We start from the raw sequence: 24,815 nt of genomic DNA, 5'->3' as shown, positions 1-24,815 counted from the left end.
TACGTGCTAGAAGTCGATGATGTCGAGATAGATCGGTCGCTGTCCGTGTGCGGGAAGATCGGTCAACGGGCGAAGATAGAGATCGCCCTGTATCTGCGCGGACGCGATCTTGCTGGTGGCTTCAGCGAGTTCTGAATCGGTCTCGAATGGAAGCGCGACGTGATCGATGCGGCAGTGACAGGCCAAATTCGAGATGTGCAGCAACAGGCTCCGCAGCGCCCTACTGGAGCGGTAGCCCACCATCGTTACTCCCCACTGTTGGACGACCGTGTTCGGCCGAAGCGTGGGGAAGACCGACGCCGCTTCTGGCGCGATGTGATGCACCAGCACTTTCTGGACATAGGTCCAGTCCCAAATCGCGGCGCACGCCACGATACGACCTTGCTCGCGCTTGACGAACAAGCGGTCGAGCCCGACCGTTGGAATTCGTTCGAGCGCCTGCCGGAGCGATGCAGCAGTCATCGCGGCGTAGAAGTCGTGACCTGCCCAGGTTTCGTTGATGAGCTCGGCAATCTCGTCGAGCTCCCCGCGCCGCGCAGGCGAGACGCCGTTGTCGAGGCGCATATCCGTGTGTTCGACGATCATGAAGTTCACGACGAGCGACGCTCGCTGCCGAAAACCGAACTGTGAGAAGAGTCCGATCGAGGCTTCGTTTTCACGCAGGATGATTGCCGAGGAGAGGTCGGCGCTCGCAGCCAGCAACTCTTCATCGATTCGGGCGCGCAGCTTCCGAGCAACACCGGCTCGACGGAACATTGGCGCAGTGAAGTACTGGAATTCGTACGCCACTCGGCGCAACTGACCGGCAACGAGCAATTCGCGCACGGCAAACGAGGCAGAACCGGCGAGTTGTCCGGCTTCTTCGGCCACCAGCGTGCGCGAGGATTCATAGGCATGAGCGCGGGCGAAGAAATCTGGCTCGTTGACGAACGAGAACTCGATGCCATCGGTTCCCTGCGGGGTGTCCCGCATGTGCTGCTGCAGAATGGGGGCGTCGTCGTAGCGGACATCTCGCGTAATCACTTGAACCTCTTCTCCTGGTGTATCCCATTAGTTCGAACGCTCTGGTCGCCAGGAGACCCCGCATCCAAACCGGGGCCCGACTGGCGCCAACACCGGCTAACCGGCGCACATTCACTGTACGTAAAGAGGGATGGCCTGGAATCGGCAAATGTGCCTAATCAACTTGCGGATCGATACGTATCCGCCAATGTTGAACTCGAACAAATGGCGTAAGTAGCCGGAGTCGGCATTGCGCAGACGTCCCTGGCCCGGAGTTCGACATGAGTACCCGAATTGGCTGAGGAAGTAAGGCACGTTTCAGCCGAAACGGCCGGAGTTGGTGATTCGGACGCTATCCGACCATTCTGTCTCGGAGCGCAGCTGGAAGCTCGAGACTGATCTGACCCGAGCGCCCTGCCCAAACCTGACCGAGATTTTTCCCGTAGCCGATGACGTCCATCCCGCGCCGTTCCGCCATCCAGGCGGTCGGTTGCGCTGTGTCGCTGACGTCCCAGAGATCAGGCGGGTGATTCAGCTCCAGACCGACCTCGGACAGGAGGATGGCCGTGCGTTGCGACGTTGCGCCCCGCTCGATCAGATGGCTCATCAATGCCGCGCCCCATGGCATGTGAGCATGCCGTGCCATGACGATGGTGAACGCCAGATTCCGCTCGGGCGCCAGCAGCCGCGCGCGGTCCATGAACGTATCGAAGAATGCGCCGCCCACACCCTTGCCGCGCGCTTCCGGCGCGACCGCGACGTACCCCAGCTCGACGGCCACACATGGCGCGGTGACCATACCCAGTTCGCGACTGACCAACTCCTCGAACGGCAGCACGAAGATACGCGACCGTTTCGGTTGGCGCGGATTGGGAATGATCGAGAAATAGTGCTGCCGGCGAATCCGATTCCAATGGTAGTAGTGCAGGGTCATCGCGCCGATCGGACGTCCGGTATGGTCATCTTGCCGCCAAACCTCGATGATCGGCCGGGCCGAATGCATGGGGTCCAGCCAATCGACCGATTCCGATCGGCCCAACAACGACCAGGAATCGAGCGCGAACTTGGCAAGACGGTATCCGCTGAAAAAGGAACGGCCGAGGTAGTCCAGGGTACGAACCGCCTCGCCTTCCTCTTCGACACGGGTAACGGTGCGTACCAGCTCGGTAACCATCCGGATCCTCCATCCGAGCGCAGCAGGAGCGTTCGAACAACGCGGGGAACCCGGCGCCGAGCGCCGAGGGCACAGCCGATCGGATGGATTGCGCACAAGCTGGGCGGCCAGGCCCAACTCGGGTCAAACACATCGGGGCTGTGTTCGGGGTGAACGTATGGTAGTGCACGTTCAGACCGTTTGTACAGAGGATTCGATTGCTGAGTGGACCGGAAAACCCCAGTGTTTATGCGGGATTTTGTGCCGTGGTGGCATTTTGCGGTAGGCAGGTCCGTTCGCTGGACGCGAACACACGCGTTCGTACACGGGTACGTACAGAGCGAATGCGTTGGTCCCGTGGGCACAGCGCGTGGCACGCGCTGGTTCCGTTGAGAAAACGTTATCTGCAAACTGCAGGTGCGCAATCGCCCAAGGGTGCGTGTGCGAGCGTCGTCGACACTTCGGGTTGCCCGGTCGCGAGGGCGTGACACGGATTCGGCAACTCAGGCCCGTTTGCGAGTTCCTGTCAGGATGCCAGCGAGTGCTCGATGGTTCGCCGCCAGGCCATTGCTTTGCTCCGCCACCTTGGAAAAGATTGGCCAGACATAGTAGTATCCGCGTCCGGCGAACCCGGAATAGCCGGAAGAACCGGAATAACCGGAACTCGTTCAGCTTCCGGCAACCATCAGTTCGAGCAACCCTCCGTGTGCGGCAGGAGTGAAGTCTCTCGTGAGCGAAAACATCCAGGAAAAGGCAACAACACCCGGCGATATCTATCAAGCAATACCGGCGGCGCGTCCGTTGAGCGATTTTGCGGTCGAACGGGTAGGCGATGACCTCGTCATTCTCGATGGCGAGTCGATGCAGTACCACACGCTGAACCTGGCGGCGGCCCAGATTTGGCAGGCATGTGACGGCGTCAATTCGACGAATCGCATTGCGAGTGAGTTGGGATTGCCCATCGAGTTGGTGGAATCCACCGTGAGTGAATTGGGTGAGGCGGGGCTGTTGCAGTCGCCGAGCGCTCAGTGGGACTCGACGCTCAACCGCCGGCGCGCGTCCAAGTTGATTGCTGCTGGGCTTGTTGGCGCGTCGGACTGCCTGTGTCAAGTCCATAACTGTACCCGATGCTGCCTCAGCCTTACGCTATTGGCCAGTGTGCCTGGGTTCATGCGGTAGTGGCATTCGCGTCTTGTGCCGCTTCAACTTGTCATTGAGACCGTCACTGGCGGGTCAGGCTATGCTGCATAAGCGGCGGTACCGGCCGCAGGAGATGCTGTGTCTGCTTCGTGGTTCTTTGCGGTCAAAAGGCACAAGATGAACTCTGTGATAACGGTTCCACTGCAACTGGAGGAGTCGATTCAGACGACCCATATCTCGCCACCGACGAGGAAGGCAACGTCGACCTCGAAGCCATCGACGCCCTGGAGCAGGAAGCAGCGCCCGAGACCGAAGCTATTGAGCCGATAGTCGAAGAGGTGGCTCCAGTCGAGGTCGTCGAGAGCCAGCCAGCCCCTGTGGAAGTCGTCGAATCTCAACCCGAGCCGACTGAGATCGTGGACACCAGCAGTGAGGGCGAGCAGGAGATCACCGAAGAGCAATCCAGCTGATATCGTCGCTGGAGAGCTGACAAACGCTACGAGAGCGCGAGCGAGGCGGGCCGTTCGGTCCGCCTCGTTCATCGTTCTGGCGGAATCGGCCTTGACGCTTTTGGGCGACTTTCGTAAACTTCCACGCTGCCGCTGCGTCATCGCAGCGGCGCGTTTTTGTGACCATCGACGCTCGATACCAGCACGAACCAAGAGATCGCTCAGCTAATCGGGCGACGGGAGCACGGAGACCATGACCAAGCGAACCTATCAGCCGAAGCGAATCCCTCGGTTGCGCGAGCACGGCTTCCTGGCCCGCATGTCCAGCAAGGGTGGCCGGGCTGTACTGCAGCGCCGCCGCGCCAAGGGCCGCTGGAAGCTCACCGTCCGCGACGAGAAGAAATTCACGCAGAACAAGTAGGAGAGCGGAAATAGGAAATCGGAAATAGGAAATAGCGCACGCCGCACGGCCAACTAGCGTAGCCCGAGACGGGGCAGTTGTTTCTACCATTTCCCATTTCCTATCTCCCATTTCCGCGCACGTCATGGACCGCTCGCTCCGCCTTCGCGAAGACTGGGAGGTCCGCAATGCCCGATCACGAGGCAGGGCCCAGGCGTTGGGTCCCCTCGTGATTCGTGTTTTCGCCCATCCCGACGATCCGCGCCCGAACCGGTATGCGGTCATCGCCGGCAAGAAGGTGGGCAAAGCGCACGAGCGCAACCGATGCAAACGCCTCGTGCGCGAAGTCCTGCGCGAGCTGCATCCAACGTTGAAACCGGGGCACGATATCGTGGTCATCGTGCGGGGCGGCCCGGACGAGCTGACCGGCCTCGAGGTCGCGCGAGAGACCCTCACCACATTGTTTCAGCGCGCGCGCCTTCTCTAGCGGGTCCCGGTGACGTATTCTCTGGAACGGACCATGGCAGGCGCCTGAGCGCACGCACTATCATCCCCACATTATGAAGATCACCACCGTCATTCCCCTGGCGTTGCTCCGTTTCTACAAGATCTTTCTTTCGCCGTTCTTCCCTTCGGCGTGCCGATTCCAGCCGACCTGCTCGGTCTACGCTTACGAAGCCATCGAGAAGCACGGCGCCATCAAAGGTTCCTGGCTCGGCTTGAAGCGTCTTCTCCGCTGCGGCCCCTGGACCCCAGGCGGCTACGACCCCGTCCCAGACTAGCAGGCGGCACGCGGCAGACAGCAGGCAGAGGCGTCGAAGATCGGTTGTGCTCAGATGAGGCGTCGCCCATGAGCACAATTCGCCTATCGTTCTCCGCGTGCTGCGTGCTGCGTGCTGCGTGCTGCGTGCTGCGTGCCGCGTGCCGCGTGCCGTGCCGCTGGACCAAAACCCCGTGGTTCTTTATGCTTACCGCTTAGCCGCTGGATCGGCGGATCGGCTGCGCATGCGCGCCGGTTCGGTTCGCCCGGGAGCAGTGGTGGGTAGGTAATCGCCGAATCCGGCATTCCGACGGTGTGACAACCATGTGTCGACTCGCTTCATGGCAGCGGTTTGCCGTGCGCGCGCCGGTGCTCGCTTCGGCGCCAGGTTCCAAGAACTCGTCCTCGACCGCGCGGAGGCTTCGTGCTCGAATCGTTTGACCTAGTAAGCGGCATCCTGCAGCCGTTGCTGTCCATACCGTCGTTTCCTTCGCCTCCCGGTTGGAATGCGTTCGTCGATCTTCTGGAACGCGCGCTCAATTTCCTCGCGGTTCATCTGCATAGCGCCGGACTGGCGGTGATCGTCTTCACGATCATCATCAAGACCCTGCTGCTGCCGCTGACCATCAAGGCGACGCGTTCGAGCCGCGCGATGCAGGAGCTGCAGCCGAAGATCAAGGAACTGCAGAAGAAATACGCCAAGGACAAGCAGAAGCTCTATCAGGAGACGACCAAGCTCTACAGCCAGTATCAGGCCAACCCCATGGCCGGCTGTCTCCCGATGCTCATCCAGATGCCGATCTTCCTCGGTCTCTATCGGGCCATCCTGCATCTGTCCAATGGCAACGTGGATTTCCCGATCTCAGATCTCTGGGCTGGCGGCTTCCTCTGGTTGCCCAGTCTCGCCGAGCCAGATCCGTACCACATCCTCCCGATCATGGCGGGTGTCTTCCAGTTCATCCAGACCAAGATGATGCGTCCGGCCGGGATGGGGAAATCGTCCGATCCCCAGCAGGCCATGATGAACACGATGATGAATTTCCTGCCCATTACCGTGGTGCTCTTCGGATGGAGCTTCGCTTCCGGCCCGGTCATCTACTGGGTCACGCAGAGCGTCTATTCCGTCGTGCAGCAGTGGCTCATCACCGGCTGGGGCTCCATGAAGGACTGGTTCCCCTGGTTGCCCGAGCTGCCAGAGCATCGTCGGCTGGGCTATCGGCCACCGCGTGACCCATCGGAATTCGTGGTCCTGAGTGAGGACGGCACGCCGATCCGCCCGAAGGGTGTCATGGGTTGGTTCCAGGCCAAGATGGAAGAAGCGCAGGCCCAGCAGGCAGCCCGCCAGGGCGCAGTGACCGTCGACGAGGAGATCGAGGAAACCCCGGTCAAGACCGCGCGGGTTACCACCACCTCCAGGAAGGGAAACAAGCGGCAACAGCACGAACGCAATGTCCAGGCGCAAGCCGCAGCCGACGGCGCGGATGATGAAGCGCCGGCCACCAGGTCCAATGGGCATTCGGCCAAGGGCGCTCCGAAACGGACACGCTCGACACGCAAGACCTCCTAGCGGGGGTTGCGGAGACCAGGAACGCTTACACCCCTCGAGGTCGAGACGTGATCGGCCGCAGAGGGAAATCCGAAAGATCGAGGGAGCTCGAAGCAAATGGCGAACCGGATGACAAGTGTCGAAATTCAGGCCCTGTCGGTCGATGAGGCGATCCGCCTCGCGCTCGAACAGCTCGACCTCGACGAAAGCGATGTCGATATCGAGGTCCTCTCAGACGCTGGTCCAGATGAGGATGCCGAAGCGCTCGTGCGTGTGACCGCCAAGGGGATGGCCTCTCAGCCAATCCCCAGCGGCAAACCGAGTCAGAAAGAGACGGGACGTCCCAAGTCCCAGCGGCGCGCGCCCGGCGATCGACCCTCACAGCGGGGCGAAGGACACCGGCGCGATCGCCAGCCGGCTCCTCCTCCGCGTGTCTACGATCCAAACCGCGCCGACACCGAGGACGAGGCGATTGCCAAGGAAATCGTTGCCGAGCTGCTTGGGCATATGGGCATCGTGGCCGAGGTCGTCGCCACGGACAATCCGTCGTCGATGGATTCCGGCGAGGAGGATCCCCCCACGATTTTCATCGATGTGCTGGGGCAAGATCTTGGCTTGCTGATCGGCCGACGGGGCGAGCATCTGGCGCATCTGCAATACATCGTGAATCTCATTGCCAACAAGCGCCTGGGTGACTACACCCGGGTCATCGTCGATGTCGAGGCCTATCGCACCCGGCGCGAGGAGTCGCTCATCGCGCTGGCCGAGCGGGTCGCACGCCAGGTTTCGCGCAGTGGACGTCCAATCGTGCTCGAGCCAATGCCGCCCAACGAACGGCGTGTGGTGCATATGACCCTGCGGGAGCATCCCGAGGTGGCCACCGAGAGCAACGGCGAGGGCCAGGACCGGCGCATCACAGTCATGCCGCGCGGCTGATCGGACCCCGGTCGTCGCGGCCTACCCCTTTCGAAGCAATTCAGAGCGCGGTTCGGCGTTGTTCATGGACAACGCCGGGCCGCGCCTTCACAATGGCGCAACGAAGCAGGAAGCGAGGGCCATGGTGTCAGAGACGAACGGTGAACGACGAGCGGCCAAACCGGCGACGCAAAAACGGCAGCCGTTGACCGGCGACCGATCGCTGTCCGGCATGCAAACGTCCCGCACGCCCGAATATCTGGTAATTGGCCATATCTGCGGCGATATCCATCCCAATGGCAAGGTGGTCCTGGGCGGCACGGCGCTTTATTCGGCGCTGACGGCTGCCCGGCTCGGGTGGCGAACCGCGGTGCTCACCCGCGGCGTCTACGGTCGTGAGGTGGAGGGATACGAGATCCCTTCGCTGGAGGAGTACGCCGGAGAGCTGCAGATCATCGTGCAGGATGCCGACACCACAACGATGTTCGTCAATGAATACACGGGTGGCCGCCGCACGCAGAAGCTGCCGCATTGGGCAGGACCAATCGACCTGCGGGGACTACCACCCCACTGGCGCAACGCCAAGATCATTCACCTTGGCCCGATCGCGCAGGAGATCGACCCCAAGCAAACCGGATCGCTCACGCCGTTCTTTCTTGGGGCAACCCCGCAAGGATGGATGCGCGACTGGCCGAAACCAGGGGGTGGCAAGGTGACCCAGGGGCATCTGCGCTTGCCGAAAGAGCTGGTCAGCCGGCTCGACTGCATCATCGTCAGCCAGGAGGAGATCGCGCTGTGCCGTGACACCGTCGAGGCGGTTGGTGCAAACCGATTGGGCGTCATCACCATGGGCCAGGATGGCGCCAAGGTGATCTATGGCGGTCAGCGGGCCAACATCCCGGCGTTCAAAGTCGATGTCGCCGACCACACCGGCGCGGGTGACACATTTGCTGCGTCGTTCTTCATCGGCGCTACCGATCGGACCATCTCGGCAGTGAAGGCGGCCCGCTTCGCCTCCGCGGTATCCGGCATGAGCCTGCGCGAGATTGGGATGCACAGTATTCCCACCCGCGCCGAAGTCGAGGCCTTTATGCGCACTGCCGAAGAATTGCCGATCAGGAGTTAGTTCATTCGGCTACAGGCAAGAGGCAACAGTCAGCAGACGCCACGCAAGACCAGCCACTTCGCCAACCAAGTCCTGCAACAATCCAAGCGCCTTTTGCCCGTTGCCTCTTGCCTTTTGCCCTTTGCCTTTTGCCCGTTGCCTCTTGCCTCGAACCCCATGCTCGATTCCGCCACCATCGCCGCCATCAGCACGCCGCCCGGTCTGGGCGCGCTTGGGGTGATCCGCATCAGCGGTCCCGACGCCGCGGAGATCGCCGCTCGGGTCTTTCGTTCGGCGCGAGGCACATCGCTCCACCTGACGGCCAAGCAATCGCATCGCGTTTTCTATGGTCAGGTCGTCGATCCAGCCACCGATGCGCTCATCGACGATGTGCTCCTGACCTGGATGGCGCACCCGCACAGCTACACGACGGAAGATACGGTCGAAATCTCGTGTCATGGCGGACGCCTGCCGCTGCAAGAAACGTTGCGTGTGGTCATAGCCGCCGGAGCGCGGCATGCCGAACCGGGTGAATTCACGCTCCGGGCATTCGTCAATGGCCGGCTCGACCTGGCCCAGGCCGAAGCAGTGCTCGATGTCATCTCCGCCCGTACCGCGGAGGGGCTGCAACTGGCGCTCGGCGACTTACGGGGCGATCTGACCCGCCGATTGATCCCGGCTCGCGACGCGATCGTCTCCCTGTTGGCCTATCTCGATGCCGCGGCCGATTTCCCGGATGACGAGATTCCCGCCACCGACATCGACGCCGATCTCGCCGTGGCGATCGAGGCGCTCTCGGCGGTGATCGCCGGCTCGCGTGCCGGCCAGCTTATACGGGACGGTGCGCAGATCGCTCTCGTGGGACGGCCGAATGTGGGCAAGAGCAGTTTGCTCAACCTGCTGCTGCGTCACGACCGGGCGATCGTCACGCCCATCGCCGGCACCACCCGCGACGTGGTTGCCGAAAGCGCGGTCATCGACGGAATCCCGGTGACGTTGCTCGATACGGCCGGTATCGCCGAGACGGTCGATTTGGTCGAGCAACTCGGTATCGAGCGAACCCGCCGGGCGCTCGCAACTGCGGCTGCGGCGATCCTGGTGCTCGACGGGTCGGATGCGCCGAACGAGTCCGATCTGGAAATCGCGCGCACACTCGCCGAGCGTGTGTCTGCGTCGGGAGCCAGCGTCGCCATCGTGATCAACAAGACCGATCTGCCGGTCCAGGCGTCTCAGGCTGACGTGCTGGCGCTCTTGCCGGATGCTCCCGTGGTTCCGCTCTCTTGCGCCACGGGTGATGGCTTGCCCGCCCTGGAAACGGCCATCGGCGCGTTGTTGCGATCAGATCTGTCCGAGCATGCGCAGCCCGCGTTGCTCAACGCTCGCCAGCAATGGGCGATCGAGCGCGCGCTCGAGCATCTTCAGCTGGCATCCGATACCCGCTCAGCCGGTTTCCCGCTCGATCTGATGGCCTCAGACGTTCGTGCTGCTCTGCATGCGATCGGCGAGGTCACTGGCGAAGCTGTCGACGACGCGGTGCTTGCCGAGATCTTCAGCCGCTTCTGCATTGGGAAATAGCTCCACCAGACTACACTTCACCCGATCGGCGACTGACAGCGCGCCGGCGTCACAGGGAGCGAAACGGTGTCGGATCAGCGCGAGATCATCGAGGTCGAGGACTATCGTGTCATCGATGTGCGCGAGCAGCCGATCGACGATGCCGAGCCGCCCCCGTCGCAATCCATGCCGCCGCCGCAGTTCACCGGGCGCGTCTACACGTCTTCTGGTGGAGGCGGGTGTTGCCTCGGGCTCTCCGCCACGCTATTGATCGTCGGGATCATCTTCGTTCTCGGGCTGTGCGCCTTTGTCATGCTGATCGCGCGTCTGGTCGGCTGGGCGATTCCAGGACTATGAGTCAGACGCTCGCCACCATTCGCCGATTTCGGCCGGACGATCAGGTTGCCGCCCGCGCGCTCATCCTTGCCGGGTTGGGCGAGCATTGGGGTTTCATCGACGAAACACTCAACCCAGATGTGGACGATATTGCCGCCCACTATCCTCCCGAGTCAGCCGATTTCTTTGTTGCCGAAGACCCTGTTGGCGTCATCGTCGGCACAGCCGGATTGCTGCGGGAAGATGCCGAAACGGGCCGCATCGTCCGCATGAGCGTCGCCAAGTCCGCACGTGGCCAGGGACTCGGCAAACGCCTGGTCGCGCAACTCGAAGCTGCTGCCCGTGCTCGCGGCTATTGCCGACTCGTCTGCGAAACCACCCACGATTGGACCGACGCCATCGCGCTCTATCTCGCCACTGGTTTCACCGAGCTCGGCGTCTGGGACGACGACCGGCATTTCGAAAAACACCTGAGCTCGCTCCCGAATCCTGAACAACTCATCCCTTGCCGTCGCGAACAGCTGAGCATATTGACTCAGCCTGACACACCCACATTCTCACGGCCTCACGCCTGCAAACGTTCTCCGGACTCCGGACTCCGGCCCCCAGCACCCCGCCCTCACCCCATCCCAGCCGGCTGCGGCCGGTTCAAGACCAGATCGAATGCGGTGCGGGCGATTTCTTCGCCTTCGCAGCGCACGATCACGGCAAACCGTCCTTCCCGTTCGAGTGTGGCTGGACCAAGGCGCAGCGCAAGCGGCACCACCTGATCGGTGCCATCTTTCAAGGATGCTGGGCGCCCGACGCGGATTTCCGCTTTTACGGGTTGCTCCAGCAACGCCTGACCGTCTTCGTTCTCCAGTTGAAGTTCCAACGCATGCGGCCGGTTGGTTTCCGTCCAGGGAACCACGACCCGAATGGCCGTCTCGAAGCTGCGCGTGACGGGCGCCTGCGTGGTCGTCAAGCGAGCCCAGCCACCGCCAAGAATGTAGAGTTTGCCATTGGCAACCTGCGCCGAATCGACGAGCAACAAACAATCGACGCGCGGCACAGATCCCCTCGAATCGTTCGGGCTCGACTACCCGATTGGCGTGCATATCTCGATCAATACACCGTGCGGATCGCGCACCCAGGCGACCGTTTGTCCCCACGGCTTCAGTTCCGCGGGAACCAGGAGATGCGCGCCGGCATCCAGTGCCGCGGCAACCGTGGCATCGACGTCCGGCGTCGTAAAGGCAAGTTCGGTGCCAAATGGCGGATTTGCCAAAGAATGACGCAGGAAGCCATGGGCGAAATGGGACGCTCCAAGCGCTTCCGAGGCAAACGAAAGCGTGGTCGACCCGGTCTGCAGTTCGCCGTAGGAGCCATCCGGCGATACAAAGCCGGGCTCGAATCCAAATGCGCGCGCATAGAAGTCGAGCGCGGCCTGAACCTCGGGAACATAGACGATCGTATAGCCGAATCGGACGTCACTCATGGTGTCTCCAGTCTACCAATCTCGGCGGGACGCGCATTGTGGAGCAACCGTAGAACTGATGTTCGCGTCTGTCAAGCGTTTCCGGTGCGCCGCTCTCTGCTACATTGACCGAATCGAAATCGATTCTCGGCCGGGAGGCCCGTTACGGTGAACCAGAACCCGACTCAGCTTGCCACTGCCGGCGAAGCGTATGAGCCATTGACCGGACGATGGAGCCGCATGGTGGCGCCTCGTTTTCTCGATTGGCTCGATGCTGGGAAGAACGGTCGTTGGCTCGATGTCGGGTGTGGTACCGGCGCGTTGATCCAGGCGGTGCTCGATGTCGAGCAGCCGAAGGAGATTGTGGGAGTCGATCCCTCTTCGACCTATATCGCCTATGCCCGGCGACAGATCGAGGATGCGCGCGTGCGTTATGAAGTTGGGGACGCGCGCGCGCTTCCGGTCGCTTCCAATCAATACGACGCCGTCGTCTCCGGCCTGGTCATCAACGTCTTGCCCGCGGCTGGCCAGTTGAGCGCGGTTCGGGAGATGCTGCGTGCCGCTCGCCGTGGCGGCGCGGTGGGAGCCTATGTCTGGGACTATGCGGGTGGGTTCGCGCCCCGCGCGAAGTTCTGGGAAGCAGCTTCCGCCATCGATCCAGATGGAGCAGCTTCCGTCGACGAACGCACGGTCTATCCCATCTGCGATCCCGTTCGACTCTTGCGGCTCTTCCAGTCCGCCGAGCTCAACGCCGTCGAAACGGGCGCCATCGAATTCGACGCCGAGTTCGTCGACTTCGACGATTACTGGACCCCATTCCTGGCGGGCTACGGACCCGCCAGCAGGTTCCTGCTCGGGCTGCCGCACGAGGCCCAGGCTCGGCTGCGGGAGCGGCTGCGCGCCGAGCTCGCCCCGGTCGAGAGCGCGGCATTCCGTCTCCCCATCCGGGCGCTCACCGTGCGTGGCGTCAAATAGCCAGCGGCTGCGGCATTCCCAGGAGTCACCCCGCGAGCGATCTGCAACTGGAGGATCGCTGATTCACTGCGTACGAACGCTGGTTGTCAGCGTGTCCCAAGTGACGCATCGTCACGATTTCGAGGGCGCATTTCTGTCGTTCGTCCGGTATAATCGAATCAGAATTTGTTCGACGATGGACCCCGAATGCCATCCGCCGAGCGCGGCCCCGAAACCGCGCGCGCTGAGGCATCGGGCCGATGCGACAGCGCAATGCTCGGTGTCCCGCGCCGGCGTATATGCCAGCAAGCAAACCCATGGTTGGTGACCTCAGTGGCGATCCTGCTGCTGAGCTTGGTGTTGTCTGCGTGCTCGCGTTCTGATGCGCCTGATTCGGGTGATGTCATCGCTGCTGCGCCGGCGTATGAATCGCCCACTATGCCCGCGATCGTCACTCCCATCATCACCCCAATTCCCACTGCCACCAATACTCCGACTCCGCTTCCCACGCCAACGCCGAATGGCTATTGGCCAGAGTCCGCCGAACAGGCGGCCGCGAATGACCTTCTCTCCGGCCAGGAGGGTGTCTACGGCTTCGTCGTGATGGAAGCCGATGGCTACATCGTGTCGTCGTACAACAGCCGCACCCCATTCGTGACGGCCAGCACGTACAAAGTCGTGCTCATGGCAGACATCCTGAAGCGGGTCGAGCAGGGCGAGCTTTCGCTCGATCAGGAGGTCTATCTCGATCCGGCGCTCTTCGACAAGAGCGGGGGAGACATGTACTTCCTCTGGGGCGATGCCGGAAGCTACAAACCGATCAGCGAACTCTTGTTCGCGGTCGGCGCCTGGTCCAGCAATGTCAGCGCGCTCACGTTGCTGACGCTCACCACGCCAGACGCGCTCAACCAGACCGCGCATGAGATCGGTATGACCCAAACCTATCTCTTCGCGAATCCCTACGAGCTGCCCTATTGGCCGCCGCAGGTCGGCGTCGATTCCTCCCAGGAGGACATCGATGTTGTGATGTCCTACATCATCGAGTCGTACGAGGAAGAGGGATGGGTCAACATCACGACCCCGTATGACATGGCGGTCTATCAGGTGGGACTGATCAACGGCACGGTGGTTTCGCATTGGGTGAGCGAGCAGATCGTGGATATCTTGCTCAACAACACGATTCGCGACCGGCTGCCGGCGTACCTGTGGGACATTCCGGTGGCGGACAAACCAGGCAATCTGACCGGCGCGGTCAACGACACCGGGATCCTCTTCCTCGATTCCGGACCCCGCGCGGTGGCGGCCTATTCCGCGGGCATCATCGATGAAGGCCATGCGACCGAGATTCTCGCGTTGCTCGGCCTGATCGCCGCCGGCAGCACCGATTTCTAGCAGCTTCCGGCTGCATTCGACCGAAGAACCGCAAAGCCTGAACGAAAGCTGGGACGTTGCGCACGAATTGCGCCGGTTGCGGCGCGTACAATCGGGGCATCGAACCGATTGCAGTCGGGCAGACGTGTGGCAACCCAAACGACGAGTTCAGCAACCCGGCATCCTTCGGCGCTTCGGCGCTTCATGGCTGCAGCGCTGGTCCTGGCGATTCCGGGTGCGCTCCTTGCAGCTTGCGGCAGTGAAGGCGAACCGGTGAACGAGGAGCCCACCGCGACGGCAACCACCGAGGTTGCTCAGGTGGTCACGCCAATCTTCACAGTCCCACCGACGAACACCCCCACGATTCCGCCCACGCCCGAATTCATCGACGGGATCCCGACCTCGCCGGAACAGGCGGCAACCACCGCGCTGCTTCAGGGGGAGCAGGGGGTGTACGGGGTCGTGGTGCTCGGCCCAGACGACAAGATCATCGTCACCCGGAATGCGCATGTGCCCTTCGTGGCTGCGTCGACCTACAAACTCATTCTCATGGCCGACATCCTGCGCAAGGTCGAGGCGGGCGAGCTTTCACTTCAGCAGACCTACACCCTGGCGTCGGAGTTGTTCGAGGCTGGAGGCGGCGACATGTATTTTGCCAATGACGAAGCAGGCGCCCAGGTCACTCTGGAAGATCTGCTCTTCGCGGCCGGAGCCTACTCCAGCAATGTCGCTGGATTGACAATGCTCGAGCTCACCTCGCCCGAATCGCTGCGTGAGACTGCTGAGATCATCGGCATGAACGAGACCTGGCTGCAAGGTGATCCGACTACCCTGCCGATTTGGCCCCCGCAAACCGCTTCGGATGCCACCCAGGCCGATGTCGACGCTGCCAGAGCCTATATCGAAGCCGCGGCACAACTTGGTCCGGTCAATATCACCACTCCCTTCGACATGGCGACGTATATGCAGAAGCTCTCGACCAATACACTGATCTCCCCCTTTGTGTCCGAGCACATCAGAGGCATCCTGGAAGAGCAACTCATCGGAGATCGAATCCCGCTTCTGCTGCCAGAGGGCTATACAGCCATCGACAAGCCAGGAAATCTGGAAGACGTGGTCAACGATGTTGGGTTCATCGTATTGCCATCTGGCGACGTTCGCGCTGTCGCGCTTCTGTCGCTTGGGTTGCCCGACGACGACCGCGCCACCGAAGTCGAGCAACGCCTGGCCCTGATCGCGGCGGGCGTATTCGATCTCCCCGCATTCGACGACACAACCGAGGCAACACCGGCGGCCTGACCGCGCAGCACTCCCGCTCCGTCGTGCTACGCTGCGCATATGGCGCTTCTGTTACAGGCAAACGGTATTAGCTATGCCCACGGCGGGCACCAAGTCTTCGAGAACGTTTCGTTCGAGATCAAGTCCGGCGACCGGCTCGCGCTCCTGGGCCCGAACGGGGCAGGAAAGTCGACCCTCTTTCGCCTGCTGTCAGGAGAGCTGACACCGCAATCGGGCGCGGTGACGGCACGCCGCGGGTTGCATATCGGGTACCTGCATCAGGAGACGGCAATCGACCCCGAAATGACCGTGCTGGAAACGGTTGCTTTGGCAGCGGGCGATCCGGACGCGCTCGATTTGCATCTCACTCGGCTCGAACTCCGCATGGGTGAACCGCTCGACGATGAGCAGCTCACTGCGGTCATGGACGAATACACCCACACACTTGCGCGCATCGAAGAGGTGCGTGACGATCGGGTGCCGTTGCCGGGCGCCGACATTCTTTCTGGATTGCGAGTGCCCGAAGCCGATTGGGGAAAACCGGTTGGGCAGCTATCCGGTGGGGAGAAGAAGATCGTCGCGCTGGCCGGCTTGCTGGCGGCGCAGCCAGATGTGCTCTTGCTCGACGAACCCGACAACCACCTCGACCTGGAAGCCAAGGCGTGGCTGGAACGGTTGCTCAGCAGGTCGGACGGCGCCGTTGCGACGATCACCCATGACCGCTATTTCGTCGATCGCATCTCGAACCGCATCTTCGAGCTCACTCACGGCAAGATCACCGTCTATCACGGGAACTACAGCTATTACCGCGCGGAGCGGCAATCTCGTCATGAGCGGGCCACCGAGCTGCGCGAGCTCCAGGAGCGCGAGTTCAAGAAGCTCAAAGCCAGCGCCGAGCAGCTCACCCAATGGGCGCGCCAAAACCCGAAGTTCGCCCCGCGTGCTGAAAACATGCGGCGCAAGCTCGAAGAAGAACGCGAAAAGCTGGAGGCGACCCGAATACCCAATCTCGATCGTCGCCCGGCCAACTTCTCGTTCTCGACCGAGCGCGGCGCGACCGTCGTGCTGGATGCACACGCCGCTTCGTTCGCCTACCCGCATCGCGACATCGCCAGGCCGTTCGATTTGGAGATCCGTATTGGCGAGCGCATTGGTTTGGTGGGTCCGAATGGAGCGGGAAAGACGTCCCTCTTGCGTGTCCTGGCAGGTCAGGTTGCGCCGACGAGTGGTTCTGTACGGCTGGGGCCGGCGGTCGTGCTCGGTTGGTATGCCCAGGAGCAGGAGAATCTGCCCGCCAAACTCACCGCGATCGAGTACATCCGACGATTGCAGCCGTACAACGAGCAACAGGCAATCAGCTTCCTTGGTTCGTTGCAGCTCGATCGGGAAGTCGGCATGACGCAGATCGGACGGCTTTCCGGCGGTGAGAAAGCACGCCTGCAGATTGCTGGTCTCATCCTTGGCGGCGCGAACTTCCTCGTGCTGGACGAACCGACGAACAATCTCGACCTCCAGGCGATCGAGGCGCTGGAAACTGCGCTCGGCGACTTTCCGGGAACCATCCTGTCGGTCTCGCACGACCGCTACTTTCTCGAACGCATCTGTACACGAACGCTCGAGTTGCGGGACGGCATCCTCACAGACTACCCAGGCAACTTCGCCTGGTATGACGAGCACCCCGAGAACGGTGTGATTTTGACGACCGCCACCGCGGTTCGATAGCTAGCCGGAAACGCCCGCTCGCTGGCGGTACGCCGCACGCGATCGTCGAATTTGGTCAGCGTGGTCGTGCGCGTGGTCGGCGTAGTACTCAAGCCAACCGATCACGGTGAATGGCCCGGGGAACTCCGAGTGGGTCCCAAAACGCTCCCAGTCGCTCTCCTGAAACTCCGCAAGGAAGTCGGCAGTCGACATGCGGGCGCCCGCGAGCGCCAAAAGCGAACCCGCGATCGGACGCCCGTAGTAGAGCCTGCGGGCGAATTCCTCCTGATCGTACCCAACGATCAGCGGCTCCTTCTCAGCAATCAGCCGGCGGATGCGGATAGCCGACGTCATTTCGCTGTCCGCCAGGTGATGCACGACTTCACGCGGGGTCCATTCCCCGTCGGCGATGCGGAAATCGAGCTCGTCCTCGGTGATTCCGGCAAGCGCGCGGTCGACCTCAGCAGGGCCCTCTCGATAGCGTTCGATCAATTGATTACGTAGCACCGAATCCATATTGCTCCTGTCTTGCGTGTGTTCCAGCTTCGATTTTCATAGTTGAGTAGTTCTATGCGAACCCCATGATGGAGACAGAGGATGTCGTTCGCATCACACGTCAGCGCTTCGTGGTTCGACGCGGGAGAGCATACGTGACGTGTCGCCTGACGGCACGGTTGCGTGAGCCGTGTCAGAACGTACGCGGAAGGACGGAAAGGAGGGATGTCAATCTCGTACGGTCGAAAACGGAGCGCATTCGATACCCGTGTGGGCCGATTTCGGCGGACTTTGGAGGTGTCCGCGCGCGGTGGCCTCGGGGACGGTCGAACCATTGCGGGATATTCCCAATCTTCCCGAAATGAAGCCAATGGCCGCGAACAACCGGACCGAACGGAGCGCTGCGGAAACATGTGCAAACGTGGGGAAATCCAGCGTAGGTGGTTGATTTCTCACGAAAGAGGAATAAGATGATTGGAGCTACCTAACACATTGGACGTTCTCCCCAGACCCAATTGCGTGCTTATTTCGGAGGATGGACATCATGTCATCGGCACATCGACTTCTTGCGCGGTCTGTCGTGCTCATACTTTTCTTTGGCATGCTCCCCGCGCTTCAATCGACGCAGGTGGTCGCGCAAGACACCGGTTCCTATACCGCTGTCAAGTATGACTGCCCCCCGGGATACGACCCGGGCAGCGGAGATGCCAACGCGGCATTCAGCAACTGTACGACTCCCGCAGGCGGCGTCTCCTTCACCCTGCAGTCTGGTGACGGTTCGTACGGGGGAGGGACGCAGCAGACCAATGGCAGTGGTTCCGTTTCCTGGAACGGCATCCCATTGGGTGTTGGCTATGCTGTCTCGGAAACGGTTCCCCAGGGCTATGGAACCCCCTGGGTCTATTGCGAAGTCACCGGTGATCCCAACAACCCCGGTGACGTGCAGCAAAGCTACTTTGCCGCCAACGGCGGCAACATGGATGTCGGCTATACCGCCCCGCAGCTAGCCTCCTACACCCAAACCACCTGCTACTGGTTCAATTCTCCCCCGGCCCAGAACGGCCAAACCCAGCAGTATCAGGGTGGCGGCACGGCTATTGTCAAGATCCAGAAGTTCCTCTGCGATGACAGTAGCTACGACTACGATTCGTTCACGGTCGGCGACTATTTCGACAACTGCCCAGATTTCCACAACGGTGTGAAGTTCTCCGTCAACGGCGGGTCTCAGACTGCCACCGGCAATGGCAACGGGACGGTCGAATTCGGATCGCTGGGAGCAGGACAGGTCGATATCCGCTTACATGAAGTGAGCGGTTATCTGCCAAAGGCGGTGTACTGCGTCGAGTTCCCCAACGGCGGTAGCGCTGCAAACATCGACGAGTCGAACAAGCAGCCGCTCGCCGACGAAGGCAACGGCACGTATCGCCTTTCGCACACCATGGTGGATGGCTATACCTACTATTGCTACTGGTTCGACTACGTCGAAGCACACCCCAACGTCCACATCTACAAGTACTACTGCGATCCAAGTTTCGACTGGCAGAGCGGCGGGTACGACTATCTCCTTTCCGGCTGCACCACTCCGCAGTCCGGGGTCTACTTCGAGGTTCACAACGGCGGCTATTCCCAAGGGCAGTCCACCGATAGCAGTGGGCATGCGTGGTGGTCCGATGTGCCATCGGGCAACCTGGGGATGGTCGAACAACCCCCAAGCGGGTATCAGGTTGGCCGCATCTTCTGCGGCGTCGCGGCGCAAAACGACGCCACCCTGCCTAGCTCATGGCAGGAGTACAGCTATTCCGATGGCTGGAACGTCGACCTGCCGGACGGGCAGTATCTGCATTGCTACGTCTTCGACGTTCCGTCTGACTACGGAACGATCTACCTCTACAAGTTCTACTGCGATCCAAGTTACGACTGGCAGAGCGGCGGGTACGACTACCTGCTCTCCGGGTGCACGACTCCGCATGAGGGCGTCTATTTCGAAGTCCACAATGGGAGCTACTCCGAAGGGCAGACCACGGATAGCGGAGGGACGGCCGCCTGGTCCAACGTGCCAGGAGGCACGCTCGACATCGTCGAGCAGACGCCTTCGGGCTACACCGTGGGACGAGTCTTCTGCGGATATTCGTCCGATGGAAGCACGCTGCCCAGCTCGTGGGACGAGTACAGCTACAACCAGGGGATCCAGGTCGATCTGCAGAGCGGCCAGTATCTCTTCTGCGTCTACTTCAACATCCCATCCGAGTACGGCACCGTCTACCTGTACAAGTACTACTGCGATCCCGAGTTCGACTGGCAGAGCGGTGGGTACGACTATCTGCTCTCCGGGTGCACGAATCCGCAACCGGGCGTCCCGTTCCAGGTAGCATCGGGTAGTTATTCGCAGAGCCAATCAACCGATAGCTCCGGAGCCGCCACCTGGACCGGGGTTCCATCCGGAGATCTCGGGTTCTTCGAGGATGCGCCTGACGGATACACGGTCGGCCGCATCTTCTGCGGCTACTCCGACACGCAGGGAACGCCACCATCCTCGTGGGACGAGTACAGCTACTCGGGCGGTTGGAGCGTTCCGTACGATTCCGGCCAGTACCTGTACTGCTACGTCTTCGACGTGCCGTACAACTACGGAACCGTCTACTTCTACAAGTACTACTGCGATCCAGACTTCGACTGGCAGAGCAACGGGTACGACTATCTGCTCTCGAGCTGCACCACCCCGCATGAGGGCGTCTACTTCGAGACGTATAGCGGCAGCTACACCCAGGGACAGACGACCGATAGCAGCGGCATGGCCACCTGGACCGATGTTCCGTGGGGCGACCTGTCGTTCTGGGAAGACGTTCCGGATGGCTATCAGGTCGGCCGTATCTTCTGCGGCTATTCCGACACGGACGGGACACTACCCACGTCATGGGACGAGTACAGCTACTCGGATGGCTGGAACGTGCCGACCCCGCCGGGCAAGTACCTGTACTGCTACATCTTCGACGTGCCGTACGACTATGGCACGGTGTACATCTACAAGTACTACTGCGAGCCTGGCTACGAATGGTCGAGCAGCAGCTACGACGATTTGTACGCCGAATGCACCTCATGGCAGCCGGATGTCTACTTCGAGATCCACAACGGCGGCTATTCGCAGGGACAAACCACTGACAGCTCAGGAGCCGCCACCTGGGAGGATGTTCCTGGCGGAGATCTCGAAATCGTCGAGACGGCGCCTGATGGCTACAAGGTTGGCAAGGTTTTCTGCGGCGTCACCGCCCAGAACAGTGGCACGCTGCCATCGAGCTGGACCGAATACCCCTACTCGGACAGCTGGCATGTCGACATGCCCGAAGGCGAGTACGTCCACTGCTTTGTCTTCGACGTGCCGTACGACTACGGGAAGATCTACTTCTACAAGTACTATTGCGCTCCCGAATTCGATTGGGAAAGCAATGGGTACGACTATCTGCTCTCGAGCTGCACGACTCCGCACGAGAACGTCTATTTCGAGACGTACAGCGGCAGCTACACCCAGGGGCAGACAACCGATAGCAGCGGCATGGCAACCTGGACCGATGTCCCGTGGGGTCCGCTCTCGTTCTACGAGGAGGTGCCAGACGGGTATCAGGTCGGCCGTATCTTCTGCGGCTATTCCGACACGGACGGGACACTACCCACGTCATGGGACGAGTACAGCTACTCGGATGGCTGGAACGTGCCCACGCCACCAGGGAAGTACCTCTACTGCTACATCTTCGACGTGCCGTATGAGTACGGAACGGTCTATTTCTACAAGTACTACTGCGCTCCCGAGTTCGATTGGGAGAATGGCGGGTACGACTATCTGCTTTCCGGCTGCACGACTCCGCACGAGAACGTCTACTTCGAGACGTACAGCGGCAGCTACACCCAGGGGCAGACGACCGACACTTCCGGCGCGGCAACGTGGACCGATGTTCCGTGGGGCGACCTGTCGTTCTGGGAGGATGTCCCGGATGGCTATCAGGTCGGCCGCATCTTCTGCGGCTATTCCGACACGGATGGTGTGCCGCCGACGTCATGGGATGAGTACAGCTACTTCGACGGTTGGGATGTGCCCAAGCCGCCGGGCAAGTACCTGTACTGCTACATCTTCGATGTGCCGTACGACTATGGCACGATCTACATCTACAAGTACTACTGCGAGCCGGACTTCGACTGGCAGGGTGGCGGGTATGACTACCTGTATGCCGAGTGCACCTCGCCTCACGAGAACGTCTACTTCGAAGTCCACAACGGCGGCTATTCGCAGGGACAAACCACCGACAGCTCAGGTGCGGCAACCTGGTCGGATGTGCCGCTTGGCGATCTGCAGATCGTGGAGGACATTCCCGACGGCTATCTTGTTGGCCGGGTCTACTGCGGGTACTCGGATCAGGACGGCGTGCCTCCCACCTCATGGGATGAGTACGACTACTTCAACGGGTACAACGTCTCGATCGAGGAGGGCGAGTACCTCTACTGCTACATCTTCGATGTGCCGTACGACTACGGGACGGTGTACATCTACAAGTACTACTGCGAACCAGGTTTCGACTGGTATGACGGTAGCTACGACTACCTGTACTCCGAATGCACGTCGTGGCAGCCGGACGTCTACTTCGAGATCCAATCGGGCGGCTATTCCAGCGGGAAGACGACCGACAGCTCTGGAGCCGCGTCCTGGGAGGATGTCCCGGCAGGATCGCTCACGATCTATGAGCAGCCGCCTGACGGATATCAGGTCGGCAAGATCTTCTGCGGCGTGGTCGCCCAGAATGCGGGAACGCTCCCGAGCTCGTGGGACGAGTACGACTACACCGATGGCTGGCATGTCGATCTGCCGGAAGGCCAGTATCTCCATTGCTTCGTCTTCGATGTGCCGACCGAGTATGGTTGGGTAACGATCTGGAAGTACACCTGCCCGCAGGACTTCGACTACGGATCGTCCGATCTGTCGTACTACGAGTCGAGCTGCACCGAGCGCCCGGAGGGCGTGGAATTCGACCTCTACAACCAGCCGTATGGCTATGAGGAATCGCAGTCGACCGATGCAAGCGGAGAAGCGAGCTGGAGCGACGTGCCTTCCGGAGGTGATCTCTACTTCTGGGAGGTTCCCAACGGGTACACCCCGATTGCCGTCTACTGTGGTTTCTCGTCCGATGGCTCCGAACCCAGCACCTGGGACGAGTACTTCCTGGATAGCGACGGCGCGCTGAGCGGGATCTGGGTCGAACCGAACCAGTATCTCTACTGCAAGTGGTTCAACAAGCCGTACGACTACCCGCAGGTCTGGATCTACAAGTACAACTGCGATCAGACCGCGCACTGGAACTGGTCTTACCACCAGCTTCTGGCGCAATGCACCACGCCGGGTCCAGGCGTCGAATACGGCTGGGGTCCGCAAGGCGAATCGCCGTCGTCGTCCACCATGGACGATCAGGGCAAGTGGCTCTATGAGGATCTCCAACCGGGCGTCTGGTATTGGACGGAAACCTACCCGAGCGGCTATTCCGGCGCAGTGGTCTACTGCCAGTGGGTTGGCCCCTATGGATCTGGTGACTACCAGAAGGCCGACCTCGACGGCTCCACCCTCTGGCTGGAGGTCGACTGGGGCCAGGTCATTACCTGCTACTGGTTCGACTTCCCGACCGGCTATGAACCGCCGAGCTCGGGTGGATCGAGCGGATCCGGCGGCTCGGGTTCGTCTGGCGGTTCAGGTACGTCCGGTGGAACGTCTGGCGGCGGGACTGCTGGCGGCGGAACGTCTGGTGGCGGAACTGCGGGCGGTGGAACGTCTGGCGGCGGTGGGAGCGCCGGTGGTGGAGCTGCTGGTGGCGGGACCGGTGGTCCTCCGCCGCTGACATCCAATGCTCCAACTGGACCCAAGCCGGGCGGACCGGTTGGCGGCGGAACGACTTCGCAGCAGGGAAGCCCGAACGCTCCAGTCACACTGATCATCGTCAAGCACACCTGCCCCGAAGGATTCGACCTCTACGGCGAGGATGCCGATGTCGAGCAGGATTGCACCGATTTGACCGGTGAGATCGACTACAGCTTGACCGACCTCTCCACCGCGGATGCGGATCCGGTCGATCAGACCACCGGCGACGATGGCAAGGCGACCTGGACCAACCTGAAGGCAGGACCGTACCTGATCGTCGAATCCTTGCCGGATGACACGTACTCGGCGTTCATCTGGACGTGCAAGAGCGACAAGCGGCAGTTCCAGCTTCAGTACCCGTTCACACCGTTCTCCTATGCAGGACCGAACGGCGAGATCGGCATCACGTTGATTGCGGGCGAGAAGCTCGAATGCGCCTGGTATGACGTTCCTTCGGCGCCGGTCGAGGTAACGGTCCTGAAGTTCGAATGCCCGTCCTCACCGGTCATCGTCGCGCAGTGCACCCCGGCCGGAGCTGGTGTGAATTTCAATCTGACGCCGGCCGGTGGCGCCGTGGGCGCGATCATCCAAATGACGACCGATGCCAACGGTTCAGCAACCGGCTCGGGAGTGGCTGGGCCCTACACCCTGGCCGAGCAAGGGGGAACCCCCTGCCTGATCGATTCAGAATCGCTCGACCAGCAAGGGCACGTCGTGCTCGAGCCGGGAGATCCGGCGGAAATCAGGGTCTACAACTGTGGAGGTGGCGGAAGCTGACCTCATGCGGAAACGCCGCTCCGGCAACGGAGCGGCGTTTTCCATGCAATTCACGTTTTGACCGCTGTGGCCGAGCGTTGGAAGCGAGAATCGGCGCATCCCTCTTGCGTTATTCCAGTTCGACCTGCACCATCCTGTCGGTGATGTGAATGTCCACCTGTTTCAGGGGCACATCTCCCTGGCTGACGAACTTGTGCGGCGTATTCGCTGGCACGATCACGATGTCGCCAGCCCGCACCACCTGTTGCTCGTCCCCATGCGTCATCAATGCCTCACCTTCGAGCGTGATAAAGATCTCGGGATAGGGATGGGTGTGCAAACCTGGTCCGGTGCCTGGTTGCAGGTAGTGGATGATGAAGAACGATGCATCCAACCCTCCGTGCTGATATCCCTCGAAGCGAAACGAGCGGATCTCCCCCTCGAGCAGATGTCGAAAATCGATCGTGTCAGGCATGGCATGCTCCAGTCGAATGGTGGCGAATCGTCACGACAGTGAAACGCGTTCGGCGCGGAGATGATAGACAGGTTTC

At 61.3% G+C, this 24,815-nt stretch carries 22 protein-coding genes; 15 read left to right on the top strand and 7 right to left on the bottom strand.

Features of this window, described 5'->3' with window-relative positions; all coding sequences use genetic code 11:
• Positions 1 to 6: 6 nt before the first annotated feature.
• The gene (locus R2855_07165; protein ID MEZ4530797.1) at positions 7 to 1,023 is read right to left on the bottom strand and encodes a GNAT family N-acetyltransferase; all 1,017 of its coding nucleotides are present in this window, start codon (positions 1,021 to 1,023) and stop codon (positions 7 to 9) included.
• A gap of 331 nt (positions 1,024 to 1,354) precedes the next feature.
• Positions 1,355 to 2,176 (bottom strand): GNAT family N-acetyltransferase, encoded by an 822-nt coding sequence (locus tag R2855_07160; protein MEZ4530796.1) that lies wholly within the window; start codon positions 2,174 to 2,176, stop codon positions 1,355 to 1,357.
• Positions 2,177 to 2,884: 708 nt separating this feature from the next.
• Between R2855_07160 and R2855_07155 the strand changes: the two genes are divergently transcribed.
• The 10 genes from R2855_07155 to R2855_07110 all read left to right on the top strand — a co-directional run bounded on the left by R2855_07155 (position 2,885) and on the right by R2855_07110 (position 10,381).
• Positions 2,885 to 3,334 (top strand): PqqD family protein, encoded by a 450-nt coding sequence (locus tag R2855_07155; GenBank protein MEZ4530795.1) that lies wholly within the window; start codon positions 2,885 to 2,887, stop codon positions 3,332 to 3,334.
• 110 nt (positions 3,335 to 3,444) lie between these two features.
• A complete protein-coding gene (locus tag R2855_07150; protein MEZ4530794.1) occupies positions 3,445 to 3,765 on the top strand; it encodes a hypothetical protein in 321 nt (106 codons plus the stop codon).
• 232 nt (positions 3,766 to 3,997) lie between these two features.
• Complete coding sequence (gene rpmH, locus R2855_07145) at positions 3,998 to 4,165, top strand: 50S ribosomal protein L34 (protein MEZ4530793.1); 168 nt, start codon at positions 3,998 to 4,000, stop codon at positions 4,163 to 4,165.
• A gap of 124 nt (positions 4,166 to 4,289) precedes the next feature.
• Positions 4,290 to 4,631, top strand: a complete 342-nt coding sequence (gene rnpA, locus R2855_07140; GenBank protein MEZ4530792.1) for a ribonuclease P protein component — start codon at positions 4,290 to 4,292, stop codon at positions 4,629 to 4,631.
• Positions 4,632 to 4,704: 73 nt separating this feature from the next.
• Positions 4,705 to 4,926: a membrane protein insertion efficiency factor YidD gene (gene yidD / locus R2855_07135; GenBank protein ID MEZ4530791.1), complete on the top strand. Its 222-nt coding sequence runs from the start codon at positions 4,705 to 4,707 to the stop codon at positions 4,924 to 4,926.
• 402 nt (positions 4,927 to 5,328) lie between these two features.
• Positions 5,329 to 6,471, top strand: coding sequence for a YidC/Oxa1 family membrane protein insertase (locus tag R2855_07130; GenBank protein ID MEZ4530790.1), 1,143 nt, complete (start codon positions 5,329 to 5,331; stop codon positions 6,469 to 6,471).
• Positions 6,472 to 6,579: 108 nt separating this feature from the next.
• A complete protein-coding gene (gene jag / locus R2855_07125; GenBank protein ID MEZ4530789.1) occupies positions 6,580 to 7,386 on the top strand; it encodes an RNA-binding cell elongation regulator Jag/EloR in 807 nt (268 codons plus the stop codon).
• A 121-nt stretch (positions 7,387 to 7,507) separates the two neighbouring features.
• On the top strand, positions 7,508 to 8,491 hold the full coding sequence (locus R2855_07120; protein MEZ4530788.1) for a PfkB family carbohydrate kinase: 984 nt from the start codon (positions 7,508 to 7,510) through the stop codon (positions 8,489 to 8,491).
• A gap of 156 nt (positions 8,492 to 8,647) precedes the next feature.
• A complete protein-coding gene (gene mnmE, locus R2855_07115) occupies positions 8,648 to 10,045 on the top strand; it encodes a tRNA uridine-5-carboxymethylaminomethyl(34) synthesis GTPase MnmE (GenBank protein ID MEZ4530787.1) in 1,398 nt (465 codons plus the stop codon).
• A 66-nt stretch (positions 10,046 to 10,111) separates the two neighbouring features.
• Positions 10,112 to 10,381, top strand: coding sequence for a hypothetical protein (locus R2855_07110; GenBank protein ID MEZ4530786.1), 270 nt, complete (start codon positions 10,112 to 10,114; stop codon positions 10,379 to 10,381).
• Between the two features lie 152 nt (positions 10,382 to 10,533).
• Here R2855_07110 and R2855_07105 read toward each other — a convergent pair whose 3' ends face one another.
• The 3 genes from R2855_07105 to R2855_07095 all read right to left on the bottom strand — a co-directional run bounded on the left by R2855_07105 (position 10,534) and on the right by R2855_07095 (position 11,837).
• A complete protein-coding gene (locus tag R2855_07105) occupies positions 10,534 to 10,818 on the bottom strand; it encodes a hypothetical protein (protein ID MEZ4530785.1) in 285 nt (94 codons plus the stop codon).
• Between the two features lie 161 nt (positions 10,819 to 10,979).
• Complete coding sequence (locus R2855_07100) at positions 10,980 to 11,411, bottom strand: hypothetical protein (protein MEZ4530784.1); 432 nt, start codon at positions 11,409 to 11,411, stop codon at positions 10,980 to 10,982.
• Positions 11,412 to 11,438: 27 nt separating this feature from the next.
• On the bottom strand, positions 11,439 to 11,837 hold the full coding sequence (locus tag R2855_07095) for a VOC family protein (protein MEZ4530783.1): 399 nt from the start codon (positions 11,835 to 11,837) through the stop codon (positions 11,439 to 11,441).
• A 147-nt stretch (positions 11,838 to 11,984) separates the two neighbouring features.
• Between R2855_07095 and R2855_07090 the strand changes: the two genes are divergently transcribed.
• The 4 genes from R2855_07090 to R2855_07075 all read left to right on the top strand — a co-directional run bounded on the left by R2855_07090 (position 11,985) and on the right by R2855_07075 (position 17,141).
• Complete coding sequence (locus R2855_07090; protein ID MEZ4530782.1) at positions 11,985 to 12,791, top strand: class I SAM-dependent methyltransferase; 807 nt, start codon at positions 11,985 to 11,987, stop codon at positions 12,789 to 12,791.
• A 303-nt stretch (positions 12,792 to 13,094) separates the two neighbouring features.
• Positions 13,095 to 14,162: a serine hydrolase gene (locus R2855_07085; protein ID MEZ4530781.1), complete on the top strand. Its 1,068-nt coding sequence runs from the start codon at positions 13,095 to 13,097 to the stop codon at positions 14,160 to 14,162.
• Between the two features lie 183 nt (positions 14,163 to 14,345).
• A complete protein-coding gene (locus R2855_07080) occupies positions 14,346 to 15,440 on the top strand; it encodes a serine hydrolase (protein MEZ4530780.1) in 1,095 nt (364 codons plus the stop codon).
• Positions 15,441 to 15,479: 39 nt separating this feature from the next.
• Positions 15,480 to 17,141 carry an ABC-F family ATP-binding cassette domain-containing protein gene (locus tag R2855_07075; protein ID MEZ4530779.1) on the top strand — a complete coding sequence of 554 codons (1,662 nt, stop codon included), beginning with the start codon at positions 15,480 to 15,482 and terminating at the stop codon, positions 17,139 to 17,141.
• On the opposite strand, the gene R2855_07070 is transcribed toward R2855_07075, so the two are convergent.
• Positions 17,142 to 17,627 carry a DinB family protein gene (locus R2855_07070; protein MEZ4530778.1) on the bottom strand — a complete coding sequence of 162 codons (486 nt, stop codon included), beginning with the start codon at positions 17,625 to 17,627 and terminating at the stop codon, positions 17,142 to 17,144. It lies immediately after the preceding gene.
• Positions 17,628 to 18,159: 532 nt separating this feature from the next.
• Here R2855_07070 and R2855_07065 point away from each other — a divergent pair.
• Complete coding sequence (locus tag R2855_07065; GenBank protein ID MEZ4530777.1) at positions 18,160 to 24,285, top strand: hypothetical protein; 6,126 nt, start codon at positions 18,160 to 18,162, stop codon at positions 24,283 to 24,285.
• 109 nt (positions 24,286 to 24,394) lie between these two features.
• On the opposite strand, the gene R2855_07060 is transcribed toward R2855_07065, so the two are convergent.
• Positions 24,395 to 24,739 (bottom strand): cupin domain-containing protein, encoded by a 345-nt coding sequence (locus R2855_07060; GenBank protein ID MEZ4530776.1) that lies wholly within the window; start codon positions 24,737 to 24,739, stop codon positions 24,395 to 24,397.
• Between the last annotated feature and the right edge of the window lie 76 nt (positions 24,740 to 24,815).

Source organism: Thermomicrobiales bacterium (assembly GCA_041390825.1).
GTDB lineage: Bacteria > Chloroflexota > Chloroflexia > Thermomicrobiales > UBA6265 > JAMLHN01.
Note: the sequence above shows the minus strand (reverse complement) of the source record. Positions and strands in the feature narration are given on the sequence as shown.